The following is an 11,808-nucleotide window of genomic DNA, read 5'->3' as shown; positions in this document are numbered from 1 at the left end:
AAAATTGCAGGAACACCTTGAAATCTTTCAAGGTTCGTGCTACAATTCAGCTAACCATATGTAAGGATTTGGTGTTTTTTCGCTCTCAGACAGCAAAACACTCATTTTGTCCTACTGGATGAGATGCATCCGGCTTAAAATTTTCATGTGCTCCGCGCCGGTGGAGATGAGGTAGATGCGGGTGGTCTCGATGGAGGAATGGCCCAGCACGTCGGCCAGCTTCACCACGTCCCGGCACACCTTATAAAAGGTTCGGGCAAACAGATGCCGCAGGTTGTGTGGAAAGACCTTGCTGGGGGCTACTCCGGCGGCCTTGCACAGCCGCTTCATCTCCGCCCAGATCTGCCGTCTGGACAAGCTCCTTCCGCTTCTGGTGAGAAAAATCTCGCCGGAGGCGATTTTTTGCGCCCTGGCGTACTTCTTCAGCTTCCGGCACAGCTTGCCGGGGAGCAGGATCACCCGCAGCTTCCCCTTCAGGGAGATCTCCGCCCGCCCCGCGTGAGCGGCCTCCACGGTGATATACTTCACCTCGCTCACCCGAATCCCGGTGGCGCAGATGGTCTCCAGCAGCAGTGCCAGCCGCTCCCGGCCCAGGCCATGGGCGGCGGCCAGCAGGCGTTCATACTCCTCCCGGGTCAGCTCCCGCCGGTCGTCCCGGAACAGCTTCCGCTGGAGCTTCAGGGCCTTCACCTTGCAGTCCTCCCAGCCCAGGAACGTAAAAAACTGATTCACCGCCGCCACCATGGAGTTGACGGTCACCGGGGCATAGCCCCGCTCCAACAGACTGTCCCGCCAGGCAGCTGCCCGCTCCCGGGTCACCTCCGACCCGCCCAGCCAGACAGTAAACGCCCTTACGTCCCGGAAATACTTCTCAATGGTACCCGAGCTGCGCTCCTGCTCCAACAGCGCCCGGGCAAACGCCTCCAGTGCCTCTCTGGTCATAATCCGATGTTCCATTTCTCGCTCTCCTTTGGATAAAATCCTTCTTATTTTACCCAATCGGGGGGATTTTACGAAGAACTCCTAAACAAAATCAGCTGTATGAATACTCTTTTTCATTGACCCAAAATCTGACCCAGAACCGGAAAAACAGGGTTGGAGCAGAGAGCACACAACCTTCGGGTTTTGGGCCTAAAAATACCCGGAAAGCCTCGAAACGCAGCGGACGGACAAACAGACGACAGCTCATAACCCGGAGGTCGGAGGTTCAAGTCCTCCTCCCGCAACCAGAAATCCGCTGGAATCACCTGATTCCAGCGGATTATTTTTATTTTCTGCAACTTTTTCGCGAGGTTTATTTTGGGTTTCTGAATCTGACCCAGATTCTGACCCATACGGAAATTTTTCCGGACTGGAGAGGGCTATAAACTGCCGGAGAGAACGTGCTCCATGGCCTCCGCCGCCTGTCGCTGAGCCGAGGTGGTCACATGGGCGTAGGTGTCCAGGGTGAACCCGGCGCTGTAATGGCCCAGCATCCCAGAGACGGTCTTTACGTCCACCCCGTTTTGCAGAGCCAGAGTTGCGAACGTGTGCCTTAGATCGTGGAACCTGACTCTTGGCAGTCCCGCCCGTTTCAGAACCCGGTGGAGCATGTGGAGCACACTGTCCGGGGACATGGGGCCGCCAGTGGAACCGGGAAACACCCAGGGACAGCTCCCCACTTTCTTTTTCTGCTGATTCAGAACGTCTACCGTATCCTTTGCCAGAGGCAGGGTGCGGTAGGCGTTTTTTGTTTTCAGGGGAGCCTCCGCCACCTCGCCGTTGATTCTTGCTATTTGCCGTTTAACCCGGAGGTCGCCCCGCTCCAAATCAAGGTCCTCCCACTTCAGGCCTAACAGTTCCCCTCGCCGCAGGCCGGTGGCCAGCTCCACGTAGTAGAGCTCGAATACACCGCTGTCTTTGGCCTCCCTCAGGAAGGACGCCAGCTGCTCCGCCGGCAGGGTTTTCATCTCTTTGTGCTCCAGCTTCGGCAGGGCGCAGCCCTCTGTGGGGTCTGCAGCGATGAGTCTCTGTTCTCTGGCCAGCTTCATGGCGGAGGCAATGATCTGGTGGAGATTGCGTACCGTTTTCGCACTCAATCCCTTGGGTTGGCTTTTGCTCTCGGTCCGGTCCATCCTGCCGCTGCTCAGCAGTTTCTTGTAGAACTTCTGTAGGTCCAGAGAGGTGAGCTTGCCCAGCGGTATTTTCCCAATGTTGGGCTTGATGTGGTTGTCGATGTAACCCCGGTAGGTCTGGTGGGAGGATGGTCTCACCTTCAACTTGGCGTAGTTCTCGAACCAGACGTCCATCCACTCTCCCACGGTGTACTTCTTTGCCTTCACCGGGTCGACCCGCTTGGCCTCCTCAATGGCCTGCTTCAGCTTTGCTCTGGCCTCCGCCTGGGTCCAGCCCAGGACGTTTCGGTAAATGGCCTTTCCAGTTTCCGGGTCATGTCCGGCAGTGTACCGGCCCTCCCAGCGGCCGTCCTTGCGCTTCCGGAGATTGCCCTCCCCGTTGGCTCTGCGTTTTGCCATATTGTGCCGCCTCCTTTGCAACGACACAACATACCACAGAAACAAAAAATATCCAGGGCTCCGGTGCAGAGTTATCAAACAATTCACACTTTTCTGTTGGGAGTCCTCTTTGTCAACACCGTCGCATTTTCCAGTTCCAGAGCGGCTTTCATTCTTTGTTTAGGCGGCGCAATTTTTGAGATGCCCGACGTATTGCTATACACAGCGTCGGTAAAAAAGCGGGAAACTCCTTGAAACCGTTGGCTTTTCTCAAAGCTCCGACCACCTAAAATTCAAAAAACCGGGTTAGCGACCACCTAGCACGGCGCTGAGGCGAAATCCCGCAATCCCTTGACACGCCCCGCCCTGCACCCAATCGTCTTGCACAAGACCGCACAGGGGCAGCACGGCGGGATTTCGCTCCGTGTCCTACAGGGCACCGCAACTTTTTTCTCTGCCGATAAAGTGGGGCCGGGCTTCCGCCTGGAAGCTGTGTTGGTGGCTGTTTACCGCAGCCAAACATTCTGCTTGTTTTTCTCATAAACGAATAAAGCTCATCCTAAGAACTCTAATAATATGGTATTAATCATTTTTATTTCTTAAGAGAGTTTATTCAAATTACTATCACTACCCAAAGGGACATCCGACTATAGACATTGGAGTAAAACTGAATCCGATTGGTCAAGCGATGTTTGCCAAAAGGACGATTAACCTACTTTCAGCTAGGAACTCCAGTGATCGTCTGTTCTACGTGAAAATGCAAAATTGAATTTATATGCCATCTATCGTCAAACGTTCCAAATCCCGACAACAGGAGATGCTGACAACAACATGTAGTCCTTAAACAACCAGGCCCTAGAACACCATAGAGCGGTACTTTCTGGCATAGGTCAAATCTTCTTTCGTAAACATCAAGACCTGATCCAGAAACTCTCGGTCCTGTACCGGGGTAGGACTCAAATAAAACTTCATGACCCGGTACCGGTAACTCATTGTGAGGGACGCGCAAAGCCCCACATTGCGTCCCAGCGTCAGGTCCACATGGGTAAACAACAGCAGCATAAAGTCCCCGGGAATCACCGGATTAATGCAGTATACCTTCACGGTCGTACCCTCAGACTGAATGGCACCCGGCATCACATATTTGTAGCTGTTCGGACGTTTGACGTCGGCATAGTCGATGTAAAAGGTTGCGCGGAAGGTATCCGGGTCCACCTCCAGACAACTGATGCTCAGGGTTTTGTGGTTCTTGTAATTATATCCCCACAGCCGCCGGTGCCGGAACAATGCGGGCAGCGCCTCGCTGGAAAAATGGATGGCAGTGTCCCCCGCAGACCGATCAGGCAGAAATATCTTCGGTTCCACCTCTAAAGCGCGGGCGATCATATAGAGCGTATATGCATCAATGGCTACCCCTCCGTGTTCATACTTTGGGACACAGGCCAGCGTCCGGTTGATTTGCTCCGCCAGTTCCTGCTGAGTCATCCCCCGCCTTTTCCGATAATAACGGATCTTTTCCCCCAAAGCGCCGTAAAATTCCCGATCGTCCATTGCCATCCTCATCCTCACTTTCCTAAAAAGATAATTTGAATGAATTTTTAAATTCCTCTTCCTGCATACTGCCATTATATCAAATTCGCCTCAAAAATTCAACTGACATTTGAATTTCTGGAATTGAATTCAACTTCCAGGAAATATCACGAAATTCGCGCTGATGCGGAAATTCTGCTATATTACCTTCATAATCCTTCAAAATTCGTCGGATTCTATCGGATTTTGAATGTTTAAGGAGGCAGAGATTTTATGGAGCGTGTGTTGGACGCTAGCATCCCCTACTTTCGCCATTTCGAGGATATGACCCGGATTCCTCATGGCTCCTCCAACGAGATGGAATACAGCAACTACCTGGTCTCCTGGGCCAAGGAGCACAACCTGCGCTATGTGCAGGATGAGCTGTACAACGTGGTCATCTACAAACCCGCCACCCCGGGCTATGAGAACCACCCGCCGGTGATGCTCCAGGGGCACATCGACATGGTGTGCGCCAAGGTCCCGGGCAGCACTCACGACTTCGCCAAGGACCCCCTGGACCTGTACGTGGAGGACGGCTTCCTCCGGGCCAGAGGGACCACCCTGGGCGGTGACGACGGCGTGGGCGTGGCCTATATGCTCGCCCTGCTGGAGGCCCAGGACTTGTCCCACCCCGCCCTGGAGTGCGTGTTCACCGTGCAGGAGGAGACCGGCTGCGCCGGCGCCGCCGCCCTGAAGGCGGACTACTTCCAGGCCAGGCGGATGATCGGCCTGGACGATGTAGGCGGCGGCACCAGCTATGTCACCAGCGCCGGCAGCCAGATCTCCGCCCTCACCCGTACCTGCACCTGGGAGGCCCCCGCAGCCCCCGCCTACGCTATGGAGGTCAACGGGCTGCTGGGCGGCCACTCCGGCGTGGAGATCGACAAGGAGCGGGGCAACGCCATTAAGCTGGGCTTCCAGTTCCTGTATGAACTGAAGAAGCAGGGCACAGTGCAGCTGGGCGAGATGTCCTTCGGCTCCGTCAACAACGCCATCCCCAACTATGGCAAGGCCGTCTTTACCTGTGACGCCCCCGCCGAGACCGTCGCCTCGGTGCTGGACGCCTGTATGCAGACCTTCCGGCGGGAACTGGAGTTCAGCGACAAGGACCTGGCCATCACCTTGACCCCCGCCCAGGCGGAGCAGGTCATGTCCAAGACCGACAGCCAGGAGATCATCGACTTTGTGCGCTTTCTGCCCAACGGCCTGTTCCACACGAGCATGCGCTTCCCGGAGCTGCCCACCTCCTCCAGCAACCTGGGCGTGCTGCGCACCCAGGACGGCGGACTGTACGCCGAGACCTGCGCCCGGGGCGCCCTCATGTCCTACCTCTACTCCACCGAGGAGGAGCACAAGCTCATCTGCCAGCTCTACCACATCAACCGGGAGGTCACCGGCCTTGTGGCGCCCTTCGACTATGTGGAGCACTCCCCCATCCGGGACGCCTTGGCCAAGGTCTTCCACCAGGTCACCGGCCGGGAGCTGAAGCCCCTGTTCGTCCACGGCGGCCTGGAGGCCGGCTATTTCAAGGCCCTGTCTCCCGACATGGACATCGCTACCATCGGTCCTCTGGTGCTGGACGAGCACATGACCACCGAACGCCTGAGCCTGGACTCCTTCCAGGAGATCTGGAAGGTGCTGGTGGCACTGCTGGCCTCCCTGTAATGGGCCGCGGCCCTCTGAGCTGCAAGTGTGTAAAACTGACGAGAGAGAGTGAGAGAAGTACATGAACCATCCAACCAAATTTTCCGGCTACACCCAAGCCTTTCTGGCTGCCCTGATGACCTTCACCTGCGGCATGAGCTACGGCGCCTACAGCCTGCTAATCGTGCCCCTGTCCGAGCGTCTGGGCTGCTCCCTCACCGCCGCCGGCTTCCCGGCCACGGTGGAGACCTTCGCCTCCTTCCTGGTGGGCCTGTTCGGCGGCGGCATCCTCATTGAGAAGTTTACCGCCCGCCGCTGTGTGCTCATCGGGAGTCTGGTGGCCTGCCTCTTTGTGGCCGGCTATCTGTACCTGCCCTCCCTGCTGCTGGTGTGCGTCTTTGAGGCCATTGTGGGCGCGTCCATGGCTTTCGGCTACAGTAGCGGCATGAGCGCCTTTATCCGCACCTGGTTCATTGAAAAGCGGGAGTCGGTGCTGGGCGTGGCCATTGCCTGCATCGGCTTTGGCGGCGCCGCCGGCACCTGGCTGTTCGGCGTGCTGGACTCTAACTTCGGCTTCGGTGTCACCAGCATCGCCTTCGCCTGCCTGGGCATTTTGTGCATCCTGATCTATGTGTTCGCCCTGCGCACTCCGGAGCAGCTGGGCCAGAAGCCCCTGGGCTGGGAGAAGGCCGAGGCCCTGGCCAGCGCCGAGGGCCAGTCCAACAGCACCGACTTCGGCGTGGACGTTAAGGCCGCCCTGCGCTCCCCCTCCCTGTACCTGATCATGGCCTCCTGCCTGCTGTGGGCCCTGAGCATGGTGGTCTCCCCCTATCTGGCCACCATCCTGATGACCAACGGGGTCAGCGACCTGGACGCCGCCAACTACTCCACGGTGAACAACATCGCCATCGCGGTCATGTCCATTGTGGTGGGCGCCCTCACCTCCAAGCTGGGCCCCAAGAGCTATGTGATCGCCGCCTTCGGCGCGGGCATTGTGGGCCTGGCCGCCATGCTGGCCTGGCTGCAGGTGTCCCGCACCATGGTGACCCTGCTGCTGGCCGTGGTCTTGCTGGGCGCCGGCTATGTGGTGGGCACCACCTACGGCCCCATCGTCACCACCAAGGTCTTCGGCAATAAGTGCTATGACCGGGTCATTCCCCTGGTCTTCGGCATGCGCTGCGTGGGCCTGGGGGTGGGCGTGCTGCTACTCCCCTCCCTGGCGGAGCAGCAGGGCGACTGGACCCTGCCGCTCATGCTGGCCATCGGCATGATGGTGGTCGCCATCATCATGGGCCTGCTGGCCATGCAGCTGGCCCCCATGCGCAAGCTTCACCAGAACGGCAACAAGACCTGATCGTTCCGCCAAGCGCTGCCGCCGCGTCCCCCCTGTAAGGCGCGGCGGCAGTCTTGATCCCGCGTCCCACACGCGGTCCCCCCCCTGCGAAACAAACCCGACCTGAGAAGAAGAGAAGGAAAGAAACAGAGTATGGAATCACTACTGGAAGAACTTCTGGAGGAGTGCCGCCCCTGCACCCGGGAGGGCCATGTAGCCACCTATATCCCCGAGCTTGCCAAGGGCGACCCCAGCCAGCTGGGCATTTACGTTCTGCGCAGCGACGGCCACCACTATCAGGCCGGCGACTGGTCCGCGCGCTTCACCATCCAGAGCGTGGTCAAGCCCATTTTGCTGCTTCTAGCTCTGATGGACAACGGCGAGGCCTGCGTCCGCGCCAGAGTGGGCGTGGAGGCCACGGGCAAACCCTTTGACGCCATCAACGTCACCGACCAGGCCCTGCTCAGCGAGCACCTGAACCCCATGGTCAACATGGGGGCCATCACCATGTGCACCCTGATCCACGGGGACAGCTATGAGGAGAAGTTCCAGCGCCTGCTGGAGCTGACCCGCACCCTCACTCAGGACCCGGAGGTGTGTCTGGACGAGGCGGTCTACCGCTCTGAAAAGCGCACCGGCAACAAAAACCGGGCCATGGCCTTTCTGCTGAAGGCCTATGGGCTGCTGGACGGCGAGGTGGAGGAGGTACTGGACTTCTACTTCCGGGCCTGTTCCCTGTCGGTCTCCTGCCAGGATCTGGCCTCCATGGGCATGGTGCTGGCCAACCACGGCAGATTGCCCCACAGTGAGCAGTCCCTGTTCCCCGCCCAGTACGCCAACTATGTCAACGCCATTCTGATGACCTGCGGCATGTACGACGGCTCCGGGGACTTTGCCATCCGGGTGGGCATTCCCGCCAAAAGCGGCGTGGGCGGCGGCATCATGGCCGTGGTGCCCACCCAGATGGGCATCGGCATCTTCTCCCCCGGCCTGGACCAGAAGGGAAACAGCCTGGCCGGGATCCAGCTGCTGGAGCGGCTGTCCAACCGGCTGTATCTGAGCATCTTCTAACGCCGCTCCGGGGAGCCCTCCCCTTGATCGTCCTACAGTGTGTTCCTGCTTTCCTGCCGGATCGTTCCGCCTGGACCGGCCGGCTGAATGCGGTCCTTTCACATCCCCGGGGGCTACGGATGCCTGTACAAGCCGCGGCCTTCGGTCCTGTGTGTCAGAACATCATCATTAAAAGGGAGAGATTTTATGAGCAACACCACATCCACTCCAAGAGCTCCAGGCATTCTGGGGACGATCGAACGGGTCTGCGACCGGCTTCCGCCCCCCGGCGTCATCTTTTTCGTCCTGTTTGTGGTCACCGCCGTCGCCAGCGCCATTCTGTCCGGCCTGGGCGTGGCCCTGGTGAACCCCGCCACCGACGAGCTGGTGACGGTACAGAACTTCTTCTCCGCCGACGGCATCAACTGGCTGCTGCTGAGCATGGTGGAGAACTTCTCCACCTTCTACCCCCTGGGCATGGTGCTGGTCTTGACCATGGCGGTGGGCCTGTGCGACGAGGCGGGGCTGTTCAGCGCCGCCATCCGCAGCGCCCTTCGGAACACCCCCTCCGTCATCGTGCCCCTGGTGGTGGCCTTCGTGGGCTGCAACGGCAACATCGCCTCTGACTGCTGCAACATCGTGCTGATGCCCCTGGCCGCCGCCGTGTACTACAGCGTAGGCAAGCACCCGGTGGTGGGCATGCTGGTGGCCTACGCCGGCTGTGAGGCGGGCTTTGCCTGCAACCTGATGCTCTCCGCCTCGGACTCCATCGCCACGGGGCTCACCAACACCGCCATCCAGATCTTCCTGCCCGGCAGCGACTTCACCATTGACATGAGCTGCAACTACTACTTCACCTTCACCTCCACCTTCCTGGTGGCTCTGACCATCGCCCTGGTATCCGACAAGATCGTGGCCAAGCAGTTCGGCACCTATGTGCGCCCCTCCGGACTGCCGGTCATTGAGAAGCAGGAGCTCACCGCCCTGGAACGGAAGGGCATGCGCAACACCGGCATCTCTCTGGTGGTGTACATCGCCCTGGTGGTGGCCGGGTACTTCCTGGTGCCCCTGGCCAAGGTCAACGAGGACGGCAGCCTGAGCTTTATCGGCTCCCCCCTGCTGGACGGCATCATCGCCATCATGTTCGCCGCCTTTTTTGTGATGGGCGTCACCTACGGCGTCACGGTGGGGAAGTTCCGCCGGATGACCGACATTGAAAACGCCATCAGCAAGCAGATGTCCCTGATGGGCAGCTATCTGGTGTTCTGCTTCTTCTGCGGCCAGTTCAACGCCCTGTTCAGCTGGACCAACATCGGCACCATCATCGCCATCTCCGGCGCCGACTTCATCCAGAGTGTGGGGCTGACCGGCCTGCCGCTGATCGCCCTGTTCATGCTGATCGTGGCCCTGACCAACTTCTTCATGCCCTCCGCCTCCGCCAAGTGGGCCATTCTGGGGCCGGTGTTCGTGCCCATGTTGATGATGCTGAACTATCATCCCGCCATGATCCAGATGATCTACCGTCTGGCCGACTCCCCCTTCAACATCATCACCCCCATGAACCCCTATGTGTGGATGCTGCTGAGCATCGCTCAGCGGGATTATGACCCGAATCTGAAGATCGGCAAGATCTTTGCAGGCCTGCTTCCTATCAGTCTGATCCTGGCTGCGGTCTGGTTTGTCTTCTTCCTCATCTGGACCGCCCTGCAGATCCCTCTGGGTCCCGGCGCGGCCTATACCATGCCTGCCGGCGTCCTTTAAGGTGCAGTCAGCGGAAACGCGGCATCCAGGGAATCTTCCATTTGGTTCCATGCAAAATGCGTTGGCAGAGTCCCGCCACACGAGTGTATTTTCATCTCTGAATCGGGTCGATCTATTCCTTGCCCCTTCCTTACTTCGAGGAAAGAATAAGCAGACTTTTTGCTACAATCCGGATATTTTTACTACCTGTCTATATACATGAAGCTGAAGCTGTGACCCACAAACGTTTTCACATAACGGAAACTGTGGCGTAGAGCAATTTTTCACTTAGAAACAATTTAAAGGGCCTCAGGTAGTAATCGCTATCTGTTGTTTCGGTGAAGCGGCTGGATCTGACAGTTGTAGAGAATTCTTCCTGCCTGCCACAGGACGGTCATGGACTGTCCGCATCTTTCATCAACCTAGGGAAATATACTTTTCTGACCCAAAACCCGACCCAGAACCGTGAAAATGGGGCCGGAGCGGAAAACACACAGCCTTTGGGGTTTGGCTGATTTGGGCCAAAAGCGCCTGAAAACCCTTGAACCGCAGCGAACGGACAAATTGACCGCAGCTCATAACCCGGAGGTCGGAGGTTCAAGTCCTCCTCCCGCAACCAGAAATCCGCTGGAATCAGGTGATTCCGGCGGATTATTTTTGTTTTCCGCAACTTTTTGGTGGAGTTTATTTTTCTCTTTCAAATCTGACCCAGATTTTGACCCATACGGGAATTTTTCTGGACTAGACAGGGCTATAAACTGCCGGAGAGGACGTGTTCCATGGCCTCCGCCGCCTGCCGCTGGGCCGAGGTGGTCACATGGGCGTAGGTGTCCAGGGTAAACCCGGCGCTGTAGTGGCCCAGCATGCCGGAGACGGTTTTCACATCCACTCCGTTTTGCAGGGCCAGGGTTGCGAAAGTGTGCCTCAGATCGTGGAACCTGACTCGAGGCAGTCCCGCCCGTTTCAGCACCCGGTGGAGCATGTGGAGCACACTGTCCGGAGACATGGGGCCGCCGGTGGGAGAGGGGAATACCCAGGGACAGCTCCCCACTTTCTTTTTCTGCTGATTCAGAACGTCTATCGTATCCTTTGCCAGGGGCAGGGTGCGGTAGGCGTTTTTCGTTTTCAGGGGAGCTTCCACCACCTCGCCGTTGATTCTTGCTATTTGCCGTTTAACCCGGAGGTCGCCCCGCTCCAAATCAAGGTCCTCCCACTTGAGGCCCAGGAGCTCTCCCCGCCGCAGGCCAGTGGCCAGCTCCACGTAGTAGAGTTCAAATACACCGCTCTCCTTTGCCTCCCGCAGGAAGGAAGCCAGCTGCTCCACTGGAAGCGTTTTCATCTCTCGGTGCTCCACCTTCGGCAGGGCACAGCCCTCAGTGGGGTCTGTGGCGATGAGCTTTTGCTCTCTGGCCAGCTTCATGGCTGAGGCGATGATCTGGTGGAGATTCCGCACAGTCTTAGGGCTTAGTCCCTTGCTCTGTTTCTTGCTCTCGATCCGCTCCACTCTGCCGCTGCTGAGCAGCTTCTTGTAGAATTTCTGTAAATCCAGAGAGGATAACTTTCCGAGGGGGATTTTCCCGATATTCGGCTTGATGTGGTTGTCGATGTACCCCCGGTAGGTCTGGTGGGAGGAAGGCCGAACCTTTACCTTGGCGTAGTTCTCGAACCAGATGTCCATCCACTCGCCTATTGTGTACTGCTTCGATCTTACCGGGTCGACATGCTTTGCCTCCTCAATAGCCTGCTTCAGCTTGGCCCTGGCCTCCGCCTGGGTTCTTCCCAGAACGTTCCGGTAAATGGCCTTCCCCGTCTCCGGGTCGTGACCGGCGGTATACCGGCCCTCCCAGCGGCCATCCTTCCGCTTCCGGAGATTGCCCTCCCCGTTGGCTCTGCGTTTTGCCATGTTGTGCCGCCTCCTTTGCAACGACACACAATACCACAGAAATGGGAAATAGCCAGGGCTGTGGCGCAGAGTTA

General features: G+C 58.1%; 8 protein-coding genes. 4 read left to right on the top strand and 4 right to left on the bottom strand.

The features are described 5' to 3' along the window. Window positions 1-111 precede the first annotated feature (111 nt). The 3 genes from B5F19_RS15365 to B5F19_RS15355 form a co-directional block, all read right to left on the bottom strand. Window positions 112-957, bottom strand: coding sequence for a tyrosine-type recombinase/integrase (locus B5F19_RS15365; RefSeq protein ID WP_087292169.1), 846 nt, complete (start codon window positions 955-957; stop codon window positions 112-114). A 404-nt stretch (window positions 958-1,361) separates the two neighbouring features. Then, window positions 1,362-2,513, bottom strand: coding sequence for a site-specific integrase (locus B5F19_RS15360; RefSeq protein ID WP_087292166.1), 1,152 nt, complete (start codon window positions 2,511-2,513; stop codon window positions 1,362-1,364). An 834-nt stretch (window positions 2,514-3,347) separates the two neighbouring features. Continuing rightward, on the bottom strand, window positions 3,348-4,043 hold the full coding sequence (locus B5F19_RS15355; RefSeq protein ID WP_087292172.1) for a helix-turn-helix transcriptional regulator: 696 nt from the start codon (window positions 4,041-4,043) through the stop codon (window positions 3,348-3,350). Window positions 4,044-4,295: 252 nt separating this feature from the next. On the opposite strand from B5F19_RS15355, the gene pepD reads away from it, so the two are divergent. The 4 genes from pepD to B5F19_RS15335 all read left to right on the top strand — a co-directional run bounded on the left by pepD (window position 4,296) and on the right by B5F19_RS15335 (window position 9,852). Further along, on the top strand, window positions 4,296-5,729 hold the full coding sequence (pepD, locus tag B5F19_RS15350) for a beta-Ala-His dipeptidase (RefSeq protein ID WP_087292163.1): 1,434 nt from the start codon (window positions 4,296-4,298) through the stop codon (window positions 5,727-5,729). Window positions 5,730-5,790: 61 nt separating this feature from the next. Beyond that, window positions 5,791-7,062, top strand: coding sequence for an MFS transporter (locus B5F19_RS15345; RefSeq protein WP_087292160.1), 1,272 nt, complete (start codon window positions 5,791-5,793; stop codon window positions 7,060-7,062). Between the two features lie 132 nt (window positions 7,063-7,194). After that, window positions 7,195-8,112, top strand: a complete 918-nt coding sequence (gene glsA, locus B5F19_RS15340; RefSeq protein ID WP_087292157.1) for a glutaminase A — start codon at window positions 7,195-7,197, stop codon at window positions 8,110-8,112. A gap of 186 nt (window positions 8,113-8,298) precedes the next feature. Then, window positions 8,299-9,852 (top strand): AbgT family transporter, encoded by a 1,554-nt coding sequence (locus B5F19_RS15335; RefSeq protein WP_087292154.1) that lies wholly within the window; start codon window positions 8,299-8,301, stop codon window positions 9,850-9,852. Window positions 9,853-10,582: 730 nt separating this feature from the next. Here B5F19_RS15335 and B5F19_RS15330 read toward each other — a convergent pair. Continuing rightward, window positions 10,583-11,734, bottom strand: a complete 1,152-nt coding sequence (locus B5F19_RS15330; RefSeq protein WP_087292150.1) for a site-specific integrase — start codon at window positions 11,732-11,734, stop codon at window positions 10,583-10,585. Window positions 11,735-11,808: the final 74 nt, after the last annotated feature.

Origin of the sequence: Pseudoflavonifractor sp. An184 (assembly GCF_002160305.1) — a bacterium.
GTDB classification, from domain to species: Bacteria; Bacillota; Clostridia; order Oscillospirales; family Oscillospiraceae; genus Lawsonibacter; species Lawsonibacter pullicola.
This window is presented reverse-complemented; position numbering and strand designations above follow the sequence as displayed.

Bases quoted from the DNA above. Each gene is read 5' to 3' on its own strand.
- pepD (WP_087292163.1), top strand. From the start codon at position 4,296: ATGGAGCGTGTGTTGGACGCTAGCATCCCCTACTTTCGCCATTTCGAG.
- B5F19_RS15335 (WP_087292154.1), top strand. From the start codon at position 8,299: ATGAGCAACACCACATCCACTCCAAGAGCTCCAGGCATTCTGGGGACG.
- B5F19_RS15360 (WP_087292166.1), bottom strand. From the start codon at position 2,513: ATGGCAAAACGCAGAGCCAACGGGGAGGGCAATCTCCGGAAGCGCAAG.
- glsA (WP_087292157.1), top strand. From the start codon at position 7,195: ATGGAATCACTACTGGAAGAACTTCTGGAGGAGTGCCGCCCCTGCACC.
- B5F19_RS15330 (WP_087292150.1), bottom strand. From the start codon at position 11,734: ATGGCAAAACGCAGAGCCAACGGGGAGGGCAATCTCCGGAAGCGGAAG.
- B5F19_RS15365 (WP_087292169.1), bottom strand. From the start codon at position 957: ATGGAACATCGGATTATGACCAGAGAGGCACTGGAGGCGTTTGCCCGG.
- B5F19_RS15355 (WP_087292172.1), bottom strand. From the start codon at position 4,043: ATGGACGATCGGGAATTTTACGGCGCTTTGGGGGAAAAGATCCGTTAT.
- B5F19_RS15345 (WP_087292160.1), top strand. From the start codon at position 5,791: ATGAACCATCCAACCAAATTTTCCGGCTACACCCAAGCCTTTCTGGCT.